General features: G+C 44.4%; 16 protein-coding genes. 10 read left to right on the top strand and 6 right to left on the bottom strand.

What is annotated here, in order from left to right; translation table 11 throughout:
• Positions 1-153: 153 nt before the first annotated feature.
• The 5 genes from O9295_RS02020 to rpsO form a co-directional block, all read right to left on the bottom strand.
• Entirely contained in the window at positions 154-327 is a 174-nt protein-coding gene (locus O9295_RS02020) for a hypothetical protein (protein ID WP_002788031.1), read from the bottom strand.
• A 23-nt stretch (positions 328-350) separates the two neighbouring features.
• Positions 351-1,007, bottom strand: a complete 657-nt coding sequence (locus O9295_RS02015; protein WP_147071015.1) for a Uma2 family endonuclease — start codon at positions 1,005-1,007, stop codon at positions 351-353.
• A 65-nt stretch (positions 1,008-1,072) separates the two neighbouring features.
• Entirely contained in the window at positions 1,073-2,128 is a 1,056-nt protein-coding gene (gene aroF / locus O9295_RS02010) for a 3-deoxy-7-phosphoheptulonate synthase (RefSeq protein WP_288031265.1), read from the bottom strand.
• Between the two features lie 58 nt (positions 2,129-2,186).
• Positions 2,187-2,651, bottom strand: a complete 465-nt coding sequence (locus O9295_RS02005) for a PAM68 family protein (RefSeq protein WP_002763019.1) — start codon at positions 2,649-2,651, stop codon at positions 2,187-2,189.
• 24 nt (positions 2,652-2,675) lie between these two features.
• Positions 2,676-2,945: a 30S ribosomal protein S15 gene (gene rpsO, locus O9295_RS02000; protein ID WP_002738807.1), complete on the bottom strand. Its 270-nt coding sequence runs from the start codon at positions 2,943-2,945 to the stop codon at positions 2,676-2,678.
• Positions 2,946-3,275: 330 nt separating this feature from the next.
• Here rpsO and O9295_RS01995 point away from each other — a divergent pair, with 330 nt between their 5' ends.
• Positions 3,276-3,605 (top strand): NAD(P)H-quinone oxidoreductase subunit M, encoded by a 330-nt coding sequence (locus O9295_RS01995; RefSeq protein WP_002738864.1) that lies wholly within the window; start codon positions 3,276-3,278, stop codon positions 3,603-3,605.
• Positions 3,606-4,175: 570 nt separating this feature from the next.
• Positions 4,176-5,603: a glycogen synthase GlgA gene (gene glgA / locus O9295_RS01990; protein ID WP_288031263.1), complete on the top strand. Its 1,428-nt coding sequence runs from the start codon at positions 4,176-4,178 to the stop codon at positions 5,601-5,603.
• Positions 5,604-5,651: 48 nt separating this feature from the next.
• Here glgA and O9295_RS01985 read toward each other — a convergent pair whose 3' ends face one another.
• Positions 5,652-6,257, bottom strand: a complete 606-nt coding sequence (locus O9295_RS01985; RefSeq protein WP_002733700.1) for a vWA domain-containing protein — start codon at positions 6,255-6,257, stop codon at positions 5,652-5,654.
• Between the two features lie 213 nt (positions 6,258-6,470).
• Here O9295_RS01985 and O9295_RS01980 point away from each other — a divergent pair, with 213 nt between their 5' ends.
• The 8 genes from O9295_RS01980 to O9295_RS01945 all read left to right on the top strand — a co-directional run bounded on the left by O9295_RS01980 (position 6,471) and on the right by O9295_RS01945 (position 14,231).
• Positions 6,471-6,803, top strand: coding sequence for a TMEM165/GDT1 family protein (locus O9295_RS01980; RefSeq protein ID WP_002764178.1), 333 nt, complete (start codon positions 6,471-6,473; stop codon positions 6,801-6,803).
• Between the two features lie 159 nt (positions 6,804-6,962).
• The gene (locus O9295_RS01975; RefSeq protein ID WP_002732425.1) at positions 6,963-7,238 is read left to right on the top strand and encodes a TMEM165/GDT1 family protein; all 276 of its coding nucleotides are present in this window, start codon (positions 6,963-6,965) and stop codon (positions 7,236-7,238) included.
• Positions 7,239-7,659: 421 nt separating this feature from the next.
• The gene (gene urtA, locus O9295_RS01970) at positions 7,660-8,976 is read left to right on the top strand and encodes an urea ABC transporter substrate-binding protein (protein ID WP_288031260.1); all 1,317 of its coding nucleotides are present in this window, start codon (positions 7,660-7,662) and stop codon (positions 8,974-8,976) included.
• Between the two features lie 94 nt (positions 8,977-9,070).
• Complete coding sequence (gene urtB / locus O9295_RS01965) at positions 9,071-10,231, top strand: urea ABC transporter permease subunit UrtB (RefSeq protein WP_012264230.1); 1,161 nt, start codon at positions 9,071-9,073, stop codon at positions 10,229-10,231.
• Between the two features lie 3 nt (positions 10,232-10,234).
• A complete protein-coding gene (gene urtC / locus O9295_RS01960; RefSeq protein WP_288031257.1) occupies positions 10,235-11,389 on the top strand; it encodes an urea ABC transporter permease subunit UrtC in 1,155 nt (384 codons plus the stop codon).
• Positions 11,390-11,502: 113 nt separating this feature from the next.
• On the top strand, positions 11,503-12,249 hold the full coding sequence (urtD, locus tag O9295_RS01955; RefSeq protein WP_004163062.1) for an urea ABC transporter ATP-binding protein UrtD: 747 nt from the start codon (positions 11,503-11,505) through the stop codon (positions 12,247-12,249).
• Positions 12,250-12,287: 38 nt separating this feature from the next.
• Positions 12,288-12,986, top strand: a complete 699-nt coding sequence (gene urtE, locus O9295_RS01950) for an urea ABC transporter ATP-binding subunit UrtE (RefSeq protein ID WP_288031253.1) — start codon at positions 12,288-12,290, stop codon at positions 12,984-12,986.
• A 21-nt stretch (positions 12,987-13,007) separates the two neighbouring features.
• The gene (locus O9295_RS01945; RefSeq protein WP_288031251.1) at positions 13,008-14,231 is read left to right on the top strand and encodes a BaiN/RdsA family NAD(P)/FAD-dependent oxidoreductase; all 1,224 of its coding nucleotides are present in this window, start codon (positions 13,008-13,010) and stop codon (positions 14,229-14,231) included.
• The last annotated feature ends 305 nt before the right edge of the window (positions 14,232-14,536 follow it).

Genomic DNA, 14,536 nt, shown 5'->3' with positions numbered 1-14,536 from the left:
CGATACTAAACGTCGGGACATATAAACAGTTATAAGGTTGGTCATGGTTGACCTCTTAGATTCAGTCGGGGGACTGAAGACCTTACTAGGCGGTTATTTCAGGCATTTCAGCCCTATTTCATGCCTAAACGTTTCGCACCCGCTTTCTGTATTCTAGCGAAATCCCTCGAAAATTGTCAAAGTATTGAAAGCTAGGATGGAAGGCATGGGATTAAATGCAACAGTCCGAACATTTGGATACACGAATAAAACAATATTAAATTGGGAAAAGAAATTATCAGCCTGACAAGAAACGTTAGTATTTAACTCTAGATAAAATGTCACCATAATTACCTCAAAAACTGCCCTGGTTAATTATTTTTAGCTAGTTGACTAACAAGCCATGCTCTTAAATTCTTTTCTGCCCTCACTTCATCCTCTTTAGCAGTGGCTAAAAATTCATAGAGTTTAGTTTTCGGAACTAGGGGAAAAGTCGGACTAAATTCTCCTTCCTGATAAACCCCCTTTTCTAACCGATAAATGCGCCAGATTTGTCCATTAAAACGCCATAATTCCGGCACTCCCAAACGGGCATAAAGTGCTAATTTATTAATATCCGTATGGGTGATATCCACTTCCACCACTAAATCTGGGGGCGGATCTTCAGTTAAGTTAATCCTTTTTCCTAGCACTTTAGCTTGATTTTGAATATAGTAGGCATTATCGGGTTCTGCTCCTCGTTCTAAATCCTCCCTAGCTAGAGTTGTGGAACCCATACTTTTAATTTTTAAACCCAATTCTACCACCAAAATCCGAATAAACAATCCGATTAATTCTCGATAAAACTCGTGTTCTTCTAGGGGCATAGTAATTTCTAAAGTGCCACGATCATAAAATAAATGGGCGCGATTATTTTCTCCTAGTGCCTGTAAAATTTGCTGATAGGATAGCCAATTGAGATGATAAAAAACTACCCGTTTCTCACCCCTAATTTGCTCAGTATTTAACTCCAGAGGAACTGTCACCATAACTGCCCCGAAAAGCGAAATTTATGCCCAAAAAAAGGGGGTTGACTCACCCCCTGATCATCTTATCAAACCAGTGCCGGAACCTGGGGCCAACGCCCGATCGTCTTACCAATGACCGCTAACTCCTGAGTTAATCGATCGAATCGGTCGGGGGTCAAGGATTGCGGCCCATCAGATAGGGCCTTCGCCGGGTTAGGATGTACCTCGATCATCAAGGAATCGGCCCCGGCTGCCAGGGAAGCCATGGCCATGGTCGGGACATATTCCCATTTACCCGTACCGTGGCTAGGATCGATCATGATCGGCAGGTGAGTTAAAGTTCTTAAAACGGGAATACAGGATAAATCTAGGGTATTGCGAGTATATTTACTGTCAAAGGTGCGGATACCGCGTTCGCAGAGAATGACATTGCTATTTCCTGCCGCGAGGATATATTCTGCCGCCATCAACCAATCTTCAATAGTGGCCGCCATGCCGCGCTTGAGTAGGACCGGTTTCGGTTGCGCCCCAACTTTTTTCAGGAGGGAAAAATTCTGCATATTGCGCGCCCCCACTTGCACCACGTCGGCTATTTCGACAATCTTATCGAGATCCGCTGCGTCCATTACTTCCGTGATAATACCCAAACCACTGGCATCTCTAGCCGCCGCTAGTAATTCCAAAGCGCTTTCCCCGTGACCTTGGAAAGCATAGGGAGAAGTGCGGGGTTTGTAGGCACCACCGCGGAGGAATTGCGCTCCGGCTGCCGCCACTCGTTTGGCAGTTTCCACGATCATCGCTTCATTTTCCACCGAACAGGGGCCGGCGACAATGCTAACGGTATGATTTCTGCCGATGGGGATAACACCCTTAGGAGTGGGGACTAAAACCTCGCTGTATTCGCCATGACGGTATTCTAAAGAGGCGCGTTTGAAGGGTTGTTCGACTCGCAGGACGGTTTCGATCCAAGGGCTTAATTCTTGGATTTGTAGGGGGTCTAATTCCCTGGTTTCTCCGACTAAACCGATGACAACTTTATGCTTACCGACGATTTTTTCGGGACTTAATCCCCATGCCTCGAATTCGGCACTGACGCGCTCGATTTCAATTTCCGGGGAACCAACTTTCATGACAATAATCATGGCATTAACCCTTTATTTTTTTCTTTAATCTCTATTGTTGACGATTTCTAGAGGTTATCTATTTTTCTTCCACTTCTTTTTTGCCGGACCGCCATGCGGCGATCGTTCTGCCAAAATTAGCTTGAAATTCTTGCCATCCTAGCCAATCCCCCACCCGATCCTCATCCCAAGAAGCGGAGAAGATGCCATAACTCAGACCGATGAAACCTAGACCAAATAGGCTTAAACTGACGAGCATGGCGACGTAGGAAGGGATTTCGAGAAGATCGTGGCTAATAATCCAGTAGAAGCCAAAAAAGGAAGCTATCCCCAGTGCCGTCGGCAGGCCACAAAATACCGCCATCCGTTTGGCCATCCGTTGACTGACCACTTGCGGAATCGCCTTTAAGCTGGTTTCCTCGGAGCGATTTTTTAGGGGCGGTGGCACGGGACTAGGGGCAATTTTCGGGGTTTTTCGCTTATTTTGGCGCGGCTCAAAGGGGAGACGTTCTTTTTTCTCCGTCGATTTCGATTCAGAGGCCATGGTAGGGATGCAAAGGGGGTATGCTTAACGGCGAATTCCGAGACGACCAATCAGGGTTTGATAACGTTGTTGATCCTTCTTCTGGATATAGGTTAACAGTCCCCGACGACGACCGATCATCTGGAGTAATCCCCGACGGGAAGCATGGTCTTTCGGGTTAGCTTTCAGGTGTTCGGTCAGTTGGTTGATTCTCTCGGTTAAGAAAGCTACCTGTAACTCCGATGATCCTGTATCGGTTTCGTGGGCCTGATATTGGCTGATTAGTTCTTGTTTTTTGGTCTGGGTTAAGGCCATAGGACTCGTGATCTCTGCTTAAACACTGCAATCTATCATAGTATCACGTTTCTGGTCGATCCGTAAACATTGTTCGGGGGGCAGGAGATAGGGTGATAGGGTGATAGGGTGATAGGGTGATAGGTTTTGGGGTGATAGGTTTTGGGGTGATAGGGTGATGAGACAGCTTCCCCACCTCCCCACTTCCCCACTTCCCTATCTACCCCACTTCATAATCCATAATTCCCACACCCCACTTCCCCACTTCCCCACTTCCCAATTCCCAATTCCCCAATTCCGCAAATCATGGCAAAATCTTAGACATAGCGTCTAACTTACCCTGAAGATTCCATGCTGTTAAAATCCACGACCCGTCATATTCGCATTTATACGGCTGAAGTAAAAAATAATCAATTAATCGAGAGTAACAATGTCTTGACTCTTGATGTGGATCCCGATAATGAATTTAATTGGGAAGAAGTGGCTCTCAATAAGGTTTATAGTAAGTTTGATGAATTGGTAGAGTCCTACAATGGGGAAGAACTGAGCGAATATAATCTCCGTCGCATCGGTTCAGATCTAGAACATTTTATCCGTTCTCTCCTGCAAAAAGGGGAAATTAGCTATAATCTCAACGCCAGAGTGCAGAACTATAGTATGGGTTTACCGAAATTAGGGTGAACGATTCCGCGTCAGTCCCCACCCGGATACCTAGGGGGGTGGGGAATTGGCCTCGCGGCAATGAAGCGAACAATTGCCCGTCACTCATCCCTAATAATCGGATTGATTGAAATGTACCTTAAGTCCCACTTTCCGCACTTCTTAACAGCCTACAATCCATTGCCAGTAAGGACTATAGCGACAATGATTGATTTTTATCCAAGTGAAGAATTGTAATTTTTTTTCTTAGAAAAAACCAATTATTGAAAATGTTCTCAATAGTAGTTTCTACAGTGAAGGTTTTTCGTCAAAACAGTTTGGGGAATGTAAAGATATATAAAAGTATATGAAGATAGGCGGAATGTCGGTTAAATCGACAATAGCAGACAGTGCCGGTGCCGAGCAGCTAAAACTTAATAAAAAGGCGACAAAACTTAATAATGTCCAAAACAGCTAATTATGCCCCTCGTTGGCTCTCTGGTTGGTTAAAGCAAAATCTAGGCTAATCCGATCATAACCTGCTTGCAAATCCTGCTAGGGTGGTTTTATCTGTTAAAATTTCTTGTCGTCGTGAAGTAAAGCGGGAAGAGTATGCGAATTCTATTTGTGGGTGCCGAGGCCGCCCCAATTGCCAAAGTTGGGGGAATGGGGGACGTAATTGGGGCATTACCGAAAGTCTTGCGTCAGCTAGGTCATGACGTGCGGATTTTTCTGCCCTACTACGGTTTTCTCCAGGAAAAAATGGACATCCCTTCCGAACCCATTTGGTCAGGATTCGCCATGTTTCAGGATTTTTTAGTCTATGAGACGGTTTTACCCGATACGGATATTCCTCTCTACCTCTTTGGTCATCTAGCTTTCTCTGGACGCAATATCTACGGAGGCGAAGATGAGGCCTGGCGATTTACCCTATTTGCCAATGGTGCGGCGGAATTCGCTTGGAATTACTGGAAACCGCAAGTTATTCACTGTCATGATTGGCATACGGGCATGATTCCCGTCTGGATGCACCAAGACCCCGATATTAGCACCGTTTTTACTATCCATAATCTCGCCTACCAGGGTCCTTGGCGGGAGGCATTAGAAAAAATGACTTGGTGTCCTTGGTATATGCAGGGCGATAATACCATGGCTGCGGCGGTTCAATTTGCTAATCGCATCACCACCGTTTCTCCCACCTATGCCCGTCAAATACAGACCCCCATTTATGGCGAAAATTTAGAGGGATTATTGTCCTATATTTCCGGCAATCTGGTGGGGATTGTCAACGGCATCGATACGGAGGTGTATAACCCGGCTAAAGATGTTTATCTTAAGCAGAATTTTACCCCAGAAACCATCGAAAAACGTCTGGCTAATAAAATTGCCCTGCAAGAAGAAGTGGGGCTACAGGTCAGCAGAAATGCCTTTGTCATGGGGATGGTGACGCGTTTGGTGGAACAAAAAGGTATTGATCTAGTGATGCAAATTTTAGATCGCTTTCTCACCTATACTGATGCACAATTGATTATTTTGGGTACAGGTGATCGCTATTATGAAACCCAACTATGGGAGATGACTTCCCGTTTCCGGGGGCGAATGTCCCTGCATCTTCTCTATAGTGATGCCCTTTCCCGTCGCATCTATGGGGGGGCCGATGCTTTGTTAATGCCTTCCCGTTTTGAACCCTGCGGCATTTCCCAATTAATGGCCATGCGTTACGGTTGTATTCCCATGGTACGCCGCACCGGTGGTTTAGTCGATACGGTATCTTTCCACGACCCAATTCAGGAAAAAGGAACAGGATTTAGTTTCGATCGCTATGAACCTTTAGACCTGTTTACCTGTATGATCCGGACTTGGGAAAGTTTCCGTTATAAACAGGATTGGCAAAAACTACAGCAACGGGCAATGACTCAAGATTTTAGTTGGTATAAATCCGCTTTGGAATATCTCAAAATCTACAAACAAATCACCGGACAATCCGATCAATTATCCGATGAAGAAAAAGATAAATTTGTCGCCCTGACTAGCAGTTAAATCCTCCTTGATTAGGGGTGAAGATATATCACCCCTACTGGCTAGAAATTAATCGGTAACGGCATTGAGAAGAACTTCCGCTAGGGTCATATCTTCCATATCATCGATAGTAATTGTGTCAACGATATCGAATTTGGCCCCCGCCGATTCTAGCTGATCGTCTAAAGCTTTAAGAAATTCGGTTGCTTGTCGATCATGGCCTACTTGAATCAGAGAAATGGCTAATTCTTCATCCCTATCGAGTTTTCGAGAAGCTTCGATAATTTGACGCATCACCGCTTTGCGATCATCTGGTTCTCCGTCGGTAATCACCAGAATAGTTTCTCCGTTGGGTTTAGTTTTGCCAGCAGTTTTGCGCTGAAAATAATTATTGAGGGCATCTTGAAGAACAGCGGCTAGGTCTGTCCTCCCCATAGGTTCATTTTCTTGATAAATTTGTGTCACCTTATCGGAAGTAACATTATCATAGCGTCGGAAACGTCCGGAAAAAAGATAGATAGTGATGCCGTCGGGATCGAATTCCTCGCACTTTCTAGCCAAGGCGAGGGTGGATTCTTGGGCAATTTGCCAACGGGTTTTCTCGCTGGGTTTATCAGCAGTGGACATACTGCCACTTTTGTCAATAATCAGAGTATAATCTCTGTTTTCTACCATAGGGGCTATACCTCCAAGCAATTTGCGCTCGTCCTAGTCTAATAATTATTAAACTCTAGGATGGAAACTCTACCTCGATCGACTAGGGTTTTTTAACTATTGGGGGGAGGAGACAGCGCCCCCAACAGCAGAAACTATCGCCAGAAAACCGGTCGGGCTAAAATGAAAAAAGTATGAAAATTATTGCTTAACCCGATATTGTTAAATTAGCCGATGAGTGATAGCAAATCGATCGCCTCAACCGAGAAAAACCCAGATCAGCCACCTTCTTGGAGTTTTTGGACGGTGTTTAGTTCCACCTTCCTAACCATATTTTTTGCTGAAATCGGCGATAAAACCCAATTAGCCACCCTTCTCATCAGCGCCGAATCCCAATCCCCCTGGGTGGTTTTTGCCGGGGCAGCCAGCGCTTTAATCGCTACCAGTCTCCTCGGTGTCCTGATCGGTTATTGGATTGCTCGTCGTCTTTCCCCCAAAACTTTGGATATCGGTGTCGCTATCCTTCTCCTTTTGATCACTGGTTTACTGATCGGCGATATTCTCTAAGCAATCAGTGATCAAGAGTCAGGAGTCAGGAGATAGGAGACAGGAGACAGGAGATTATTTCTATTTATTCTTCCGACACCCCACACCCCACTTCCCCACTTCCCCACTTCCCCACTTCCCCACTTCCCCACCTCCCCATCACCCATCTCCCTAGAATTTATGAATTGGCAATTATTCGGACTGACATTTATCACGGTTTTTTTGGCAGAAATCGGCGATAAAAGTCAATTAGTAGCGATCGCTCTCGGTGGCAGTTCCAAATCACCTAAAGCTGTCTTTTTTGGCTCAATTACCGCCTTAATCTGCACCAGTTTCTTAGGAGTCCTTGCGGGCGGCAGTATGGCGCAGTTATTCCCCGCTAAGATCTTAAAAGCGATAGCGGCCATTGGTTTTGCGCTGCTTGCTGTCCGGCTGCTTTGGCCAGATTCGGATTGATCATTAGGTTTGCGGCAAAAAGCTTTTCGGTGGGGGCAGGGTGTGGGGTGTGGGGTGTGGGGTGTGGGGTGTGGGGTGTGGGGTGTGGGGTGTGGGGTGTAGGGTGTGGGGTGTGGGGTGTCGGAAGAATAAATAGAAATAATCTCCTGACTCCCGACTCCCGACTCCTGACTCCTGCCTCCTGTCTCCCGACTCCTGATAGCTAAAAAACTGAGGTAAATTCCAGAAAAATCATTAATTTTTGGGAAAAAAGTAGCAAAAATTACAAAAAACATCTAAAAAGTAGCGAAAATTACAAAAAATCTGCTAACCTAGCCGTAATATCACACAGATATTCGTAGAAAGATTCCCGAAAATCTCCTCAGCAAAAACATCCGTGTGAAGTAGCTAATATTGTCAGCGAGGTTAGTTCAAGATCATCATGTCAAATTTAGGACGACGTAAATTTCTCCTGTACGGTTCTGCCGCTTTGGGAACCAGTATTCTGTTAAAAGCTTGCGGTGGCAATCAAAGCCAAACCCCCACGGCTAGTCCTAGCCCGGCTGCTAGTCCCGCCCCAGCCTCTGGAGAGACAATTAAGGTGGGTATTCTGCACTCCCTCAGTGGCACCATGGCCATCAGTGAAACCAGCGTAGTTGATGCGGAAAAACTGGCGATCGAGGAAATCAATGCCGCCGGTGGTGTTCTTGGTAAACAGATCGAGGCAGTGGTGGAAGATGGCGCTTCCGATTGGCCAACTTTTACCGAAAAAGCCACCAAACTGATCGATCAGGACAAAGTTGTGACTGTCTTCGGTTGTTGGACTTCCGCCAGTCGTCAGGCAGTTTTACCCGTGTTTGAAGCCAAAAACCATATGCTCTGGTATCCCGTCCAGTACGAGGGTCAAGAGTGTTCTAGAAATATCTTTTACACCGGTGCTGCCCCCAACCAACAGATCGAGCCGGCAGTGACTTGGTTGCTGGAAAATAAAGGGAAAAAATTCTTCCTCGTCGGTTCCGACTACGTTTTTCCCCGCACTGCCAACACGATTATTAAAGAGCAGTTAAAGGCGAAAGGCGGCGAAACCGTGGGCGAAGACTATCTACCCCTAGGTAACACGGAAGTTACCCCGATTATCACCAAAATTAAGCAAGCTTTACCCGATGGCGGCGTTATTTTCAACACCCTCAACGGTGACAGTAACGTGGCTTTCTTTAAACAACTGCAAGCGGCCGGTTTAACTCCCGATAAATATCCGGTCATGTCGGTGAGTGTTGCCGAGGAAGAAGTTAAACAGATCGGTAAGGAATATCTCCTCGGTCAATACGCTTGCTGGAACTATTTCCAAACCGTAGATACCCCCGCTAACAAGAAATTTGTTGAGGCTTTTCGAGCTAAATTCGGTCAGGAGCGCGTCACTAACGACCCCATGGAAGCGGCCTACATCATGGTCTATCTCTGGAAGCAAGCGGTGGAACAAGCGGGAACCGCCGATGATCTCGACAAAGTTCGCGCCGCCGCCATCGGACAAAAATTCGATGCTCCCGAAGGACCGGTAGAAATGTTCCCCAATCATCATATCTCCAAAACCGTCCGCGTTGGTCAGGTGAGAGATGATGGTCTATTTAACATTGTTTGGTCAACTCCGGGGGTAGTGGATCCGCAACCTTGGAACCAATTTGTCCCCGAAACCAAGGGTTTTGCCTGTGACTGGACGGATCCGGCTAAGGGCGGTAAATTCAAAATGGAAAAATCCTAGTTTTAGGAGTTTTTTCAGACAATAACGAGAGTGAGGTGGGCATTACTGTTCACCCCACTTTTTAAAGCTTAAAAATGCACGGGAATAACGAAAAGTGTCAGCATTATTGGAAGGATTGTTTAATGGTATTAGCATCGGTTCTGTGCTATTGCTGGCCGCTTTAGGACTAGCGATTGTCTTTGGACTGATGGGGGTAATTAATCTCGCTCACGGTGAGTTAATGATGTTAGGGGCCTACAGTACTTTTGTGGTGCAAAATGTCTTTAAAGGTTTCGGTTCTCCCCTCTTTGATACTTATGTTTTATTCGCCCTACCGATCGCTTTTTTAGTGTCGGGATTGGCGGGATTATTATTAGAAAGGGGGGTGATTAGGTTCCTCTACGGCAGACCCCTAGAAACGCTGCTGGCCACTTGGGGAGTCAGCTTAATTCTGCAGCAATTTGTCAGAAGTGTCAACGGGTTATTAGTAATTAGTTTAATAGTTTTCTGTCTGTTATTTTTTGGGGCGATGACGGTGTTAAGTCGTCGCCTAGATTGGGAGAGAATTCGCAATTTAACTATTGGTATCACCCTGCCTTTATCCCTAGCTATCGCTGGATTATTAGGCTATCTTTTATCTTTTAATCCGGTTCTCGCTCGACCCTGGTTTAGTGCCAGAAACGTCGATGTCACGGCTCCTGCTTGGTTACGGGGAGGTTTACCTTTACCCGGTTTTCAAATGCCCTACACCCGTCTATTTATTATCATTTTAACTGCCCTTTGTTTGTTAGGGACTTATTGGTTTTTAAATAAATCTTCTTGGGGTTTACGCATTCGTGCCGTCACCCAAAATCGCCAGATGAGTGCCTGTTTAGGCATTCCGACAAATCAAGTGGATGCTTTGACTTTTGCCCTCGGTTCGGGATTAGCTGGAGTTGCCGGTTGTGCGATTAGTTTTTTGGGTTCCGTCGGTCCAAACGTGGGACAAAATTATATCGTTGATACCTTCATGGTAGTGGTGGTGGGGGGAGTGGGTAATCTCCTGGGAACTATTATCGCAGCTATGGCGATCGGTGTGGCTAATTATTTAATTGGTTCGGGAACTTTTGCCCTGATTTTTGGTTCCGTAGAAGCACTAAAACCCCTAACGGATTTCTTCACCTTTTTCTCCACCACTAGCATGGCAAAAGTGATGATTTTTGCTTTAATTATTGCTTTCTTGCAATTCAAACCTGCGGGAATTTTTCCTCCTAAAGGACGTACTGCTGAGTTATAGATTATGATTACCGAAACCATCACTAGAAACGAATCCCGACAACGGGAAAAGAAAAAGTTAATCACGGAAATCGCTGTTATTGTGGGATTAGTGGTCATCTTTGCGGTGTTGCTGCCCTTAGCTTTGTCGGCCTTCCGCTTGCGTTTATTGGGGCGATTTCTTTCCTTCGCTATTGTCGCTTTGGGGATAGATTTAATCTGGGGTTATACGGGTTTATTAAGTCTTGGTCATGGCATATTTTTTGCCCTCGGTGGTTACGCTTTGGCCATGTACCTAAATCTTCAGTTACCCCCCGGACAAATGCCCGAATTTTTTACTCTCTACGGGGTGACAGAATTACCTTTTATTTGGCAACCTTTTTATTCCCTACCTTTGACAATTCTAGCCCTAATTATCGTACCAGCGATCGTGGCGGGATTATTGGGTTATTTAATCTTCCGCAACCGCATTAAAGGGGTTTATTTCTCGATTTTGACCCAAGCGGCTTTACTGGTATTTTTTAACTTTTTTAACGGCCAACAAAAGTTAATTAACGGCACTAATGGCTTAAAAACCGATACCCAAACAATTTTCGGTTTGCTGGTGGGTTCCGATGCCGTTCAAGTGGCCTTTTATTTACTCACAATTGTCTGTTTACTGGCTATTTATCTGCTCTGTCGTTGGTTAACTACCGGCAGATTTGGGCGCTTGTTAGTCGCCATTCGCGATGACGAAGTGCGTGTCCGTTTTTCTGGTTATGATCCTACTTGGTTTAAGGTGTTAGTTTTTGCCATTTCTGGGGCGATTGCCGGTGTTGCCGGCGCCCTTTATACCGTGCAAACGGGAATTATCACTCCTAACTCTATGGATGTGGCTTTTTCCATTGAAATGGTGATTTGGGTGGCTGTGGGGGGACGTGCTACCCTTGTGGGGGCAGTTGTCGGTACTTTATTAGTACGCCTAGCCCAAACTTTTTTAAGCGAACAATTTCCGGAAGTCTGGGTATTTTTCCAAGGGGCCCTATTCCTAATTGTGGTGACAGTGCTTCCCGATGGTCTTCTCGGTGGAATTAAACGTTTGCTGACTCATTTTGGTTTCCGCAAAACTTTAATTACCTATCCTAGTATTGAGGAAGCTCCGGAAGTGCAACTGGAAAGAGAAGAATTAGATCATAAGTGATCTTAGCTATCAGTTATCAGTTATCAGTTATCAGTTATCAGATGTGAGTTTTCAGTTCACTGATTACTGCTGACTGTTCACTGAAAATACTTCCCAATTCCCTCTTAGAAATTATGACTGGAAAAATCTTAGAAATCGAGAATCTTACCGTTAGTTTTGGGGGTTTTAAAGCTCTCAATAATCTTAATTTCAGTATGGATACGGGAGAATTGCGGGTGATTATCGGTCCCAATGGTGCGGGAAAAACCACTTTTTTAGATGTGATTACGGGGAAAGTGCAACCCACCATCGGACGGGTATTATTTAAAGGTCGAGATCTCCGCAAAATTCCTGAATATGCGATCGCTCGTTTAGGTATTGGTCGCAAATTCCAAACTCCTAGGGTATATTTAAATCTAACTGTCCGAGAAAATCTCGATTTAGTTAGTAATCGCAATAAAAATGTTTTCTCAACTCTTTTCGGTCGTCCTCCCCTAGAAGATAGCAGAAAAGTTATTGGTTTATTGGAAACTATCGGGTTAACTGCTAAAGCTGATTTACCCGCTTCTTTACTTTCCCACGGCGAAAAACAACGCTTAGAAATTGGCCAATTAGTGGCCCAGTCACCAGATTTACTGCTAGTAGATGAACCCGTAGCAGGATTAACCGATGAGGAAACGGAAAACGTGGGTAATTTGTTATTAAATCTAGCGGAAAGTCATTCAATTATTGTCATTGAACACGATATGGAATTTGTCCGTCAAATTGCCCGCAAAGTCACGGTTTTACACCAAGGAACTGTTCTCTGTGAGGGGAATATGGAGCAAATTCAAAATGATCCGAAAGTTATTGAAGTTTATCTAGGTTCCTCGGAAGAATAAAGAATCAAACGATTAAAATTAATTAAAAAGGGTTGACAATGTTACACATATCTGATCTCAATGTTTACTACGGAGAAAGTCATATTTTAAGAAATGTTGATCTTAACATTTATGCGGGAGAAATGGTCTGTTTAATCGGACGTAATGGCGTGGGCAAAACTACCCTATTAAAAACCTTGATGGGTATCTTAAAACCGCGAGCGGGAACAATTAATTATGAGCAAGAAAACCTGATTAATAAAACCTCAGATCAAAGAGCCAGATTAGGACTGGGTTATGTGCCGCAGGGTAGGGATATTATTCCCCGTTTAACGGTAAAAGAGAATTTAATTCTCGGTTTGGAAGCTTTACCCACAAAAAGAAAAAATGCCACAATTCCCGAAGAAATCTTCGATTTGTTTCCCGTTTTAAAAACCATGTTATCGCGGATGGGAGGAGATTTAAGCGGTGGACAACAACAGCAATTAGCCATCGCTCGCGCCTTAGTGGGGGAACCAAAATTATTAATTTTAGATGAACCCACGGAAGGAATTCAACCGTCAATTATTCTCGAAATTGAAGCAGCGGTGCGGCGTATTGTTGCCAGTAAAGGAATCGCCGTTTTATTAGTAGAACAACACCTGCATTTTGTCCGCCAAGCTGATCGATATTACGCCATGCAAAAAGGGGGAATTGTTGCTTCCGGTTTCACGAGCGAATTAAGTCAAGAAGTCATTCAGCGATTTTTGGCAGTTTAAACTTAACTTTTTTCTTGATATATGACTCAAATAGTCGTAATTGGTGGCGGGGCAGCGGGATTTTTTGGCGCAATTAAAGCGGCAGAATCTAACCCAAAAGCTGGCGTTACTATCCTAGAAGCGGCAAAAGAACCTCTGGCGAAAGTGCGGATTTCGGGAGGGGGACGCTGTAATGTCACCCATCATTGTTTTGATGTTTCCCAATTGGTTAATTATTATCCTCACGGTGGCAAAGCACTACGGGGAGCTTTTAGTCGGTTTCAACCCCAAGATACTATTAAATGGTTTGAATTGCGGGGGGTAAAACTAAAAACAGAAGCGGATGGGCGAATGTTTCCCAGCACCGATAATTCTGAAACTATTCTTAATTGTCTGCGGGAAAGTGCGACTTTTGCTGGGGTTAATTTAAGGCTAAATTCCCCAGTTAAATCGGTAAAAAAACAGCAAGAAAGTTTTTTGATTGAATTAAAAAGAGAGGAGCAAATTAGGGCAGATAAGCTTTTAATTGCTACGGGAAGTAGTCCTTTTGGTTATCGCACCGCTCAAGATTTAGGTCATTCTCTAGTCTCTCCTGTCCCTTCTTTATTTACCTTTCAAATTGCCGATCCTCGTCTGCAAGATTTGTTAGGGGTTACTGTGGATAAAGTGCGAGTTCGTCTTGGGGGAAGTAAATTAGAACAAATCGGACCCTTGTTAATTACCCATTGGGGAGTCAGTGGACCGGCTATTTTAAAACTTTCTGCTTGGGGGGCGCGGTTACTTCACGAGCATCATTACCGAATGCCTTTAATCATTAATTGGTTGGGGGATTATCATCCTGAAAAATTGCGAGAAATTATCTTACAAACTAAAAGTGAATATCCCAAAAGAAAACTTTTTAATTATTGTCCCTTTGAACAGTTACCCAAGCGTCTTTGGCAGAGTTTATTAAGTTACTTGACTGTTAACTCGGAAACTCCTTGGGCCGAATTATCTAAAAATACTCTCAATCGATTAATGATTGAATTACAGCAAGGGGAATATCAAATCAAAGGAAAAGGGGTGTTTAAGGAGGAATTTGTCACCTCTGGGGGAGTGAATCTTCAGGAAGTGGATTTTAAAACTATGGAAAGTAAAATCTGTCCGGGGTTATATTTTGCCGGGGAGGTACTAGATATCGATGGAGTCACGGGGGGATTTAATTTTCAAAGCGCTTGGACCACTGGTTATCTCGCCGGACAAGCTATGGGTAATGGAAGGGTGTAGGAAGCACCGGAGAGGGGGAAGTGGGGAAGTGGGGAGCCTTTTTTCAGTAAACAGTAAACAGTGAACTGAAAACTCACATCTGACAACAAGGGCCGAATCTAAGACCTAATTGGTTAAGCTAAAAGCTTTGATGTGCTTAGTTTCTAACCTTCTTTTTAGGTAGAGTTTGCTGAATAAATCTAAAAACCTTGTTGGATAAGGCTTTTAGACTTTTTTGACCTCAAAAAGTCCCGACCCTTGCAGTGATTGAGGGGAAAATTCAGGTACTTTTTCCCTGAAAATTAGGTAATTGACCAGGTGAAAAT

The sequence above is a fragment of the Microcystis sp. LE18-22.4A genome, from assembly GCF_027531105.1.
Classification (GTDB): domain Bacteria; phylum Cyanobacteriota; class Cyanobacteriia; order Cyanobacteriales; family Microcystaceae; genus Microcystis; species Microcystis aeruginosa.
The sequence above is the reverse complement of the archived record's forward strand: the minus strand, read 5'-3'. Positions and strand labels throughout refer to the sequence as shown.

Coding starts and splice junctions, on each gene's coding strand:
- urtE (WP_288031253.1), top strand. CDS start 12,288: ATGTTACACATATCTGATCTCAATGTTTACTACGGAGAAAGTCATATT.
- rpsO (WP_002738807.1), bottom strand. CDS start 2,945: ATGGCCTTAACCCAGACCAAAAAACAAGAACTAATCAGCCAATATCAG.
- O9295_RS02015 (WP_147071015.1), bottom strand. CDS start 1,007: ATGGTGACAGTTCCTCTGGAGTTAAATACTGAGCAAATTAGGGGTGAG.
- aroF (WP_288031265.1), bottom strand. CDS start 2,128: ATGATTATTGTCATGAAAGTTGGTTCCCCGGAAATTGAAATCGAGCGC.
- urtC (WP_288031257.1), top strand. CDS start 10,235: ATGATTACCGAAACCATCACTAGAAACGAATCCCGACAACGGGAAAAG.
- O9295_RS01980 (WP_002764178.1), top strand. CDS start 6,471: ATGAGTGATAGCAAATCGATCGCCTCAACCGAGAAAAACCCAGATCAG.
- urtA (WP_288031260.1), top strand. CDS start 7,660: ATGTCAAATTTAGGACGACGTAAATTTCTCCTGTACGGTTCTGCCGCT.
- O9295_RS01975 (WP_002732425.1), top strand. CDS start 6,963: ATGAATTGGCAATTATTCGGACTGACATTTATCACGGTTTTTTTGGCA.
- O9295_RS01995 (WP_002738864.1), top strand. CDS start 3,276: ATGCTGTTAAAATCCACGACCCGTCATATTCGCATTTATACGGCTGAA.
- urtD (WP_004163062.1), top strand. CDS start 11,503: ATGACTGGAAAAATCTTAGAAATCGAGAATCTTACCGTTAGTTTTGGG.
- O9295_RS01985 (WP_002733700.1), bottom strand. CDS start 6,257: ATGGTAGAAAACAGAGATTATACTCTGATTATTGACAAAAGTGGCAGT.
- glgA (WP_288031263.1), top strand. CDS start 4,176: ATGCGAATTCTATTTGTGGGTGCCGAGGCCGCCCCAATTGCCAAAGTT.
- O9295_RS01945 (WP_288031251.1), top strand. CDS start 13,008: ATGACTCAAATAGTCGTAATTGGTGGCGGGGCAGCGGGATTTTTTGGC.
- O9295_RS02020 (WP_002788031.1), bottom strand. CDS start 327: ATGGTGACATTTTATCTAGAGTTAAATACTAACGTTTCTTGTCAGGCT.
- O9295_RS02005 (WP_002763019.1), bottom strand. CDS start 2,651: ATGGCCTCTGAATCGAAATCGACGGAGAAAAAAGAACGTCTCCCCTTT.